Genomic DNA, 344 nt, shown 5'->3' on the forward strand with positions numbered 1-344 from the left:
GATTACAAGCGAGTGATACCACTGCGGAGTGGTAGTTCAGTTGGTTAGAATACCGGCCTGTCACGCCGGGGGTCGCGGGTTCGAGTCCCGTCCACTCCGCCACTTATATTAAGCCTCAGTCGAAAGACTGGGGCTTTTTTCGTTTTGATTACCCGACTTACCTTAACCCCATTTCCATATTGAAACCTTGCATCGAGAGGCAGGCTTCCCTCTTCGCTATGCTTTCTAAGCCCTGTCATGAGTGAGGTGTTGCGCAGTTCTGTGTGGTTTCTGCTGAACCGGGTCCCAGTATCGAGCGCTAGTTTTGAGCCCTTGTGCTTACTTACCAAAGCTCCCCTTTATTA

1 tRNA gene is annotated in these 344 nt (G+C 50.9%); it reads left to right on the forward strand.

Annotation, left to right across the window (positions count from 1 at the left end):
- Positions 1-25 precede the first annotated feature (25 nt).
- Positions 26-102 (forward strand) — tRNA-Asp (locus R2S67_RS22870).
- Positions 103-344: the final 242 nt, after the last annotated feature.

It is taken from the genome of Vibrio sp. T13N, assembly GCF_032970445.1.
Taxonomy (GTDB): Bacteria; Pseudomonadota; Gammaproteobacteria; order Enterobacterales; family Vibrionaceae; genus Vibrio; species Vibrio diabolicus.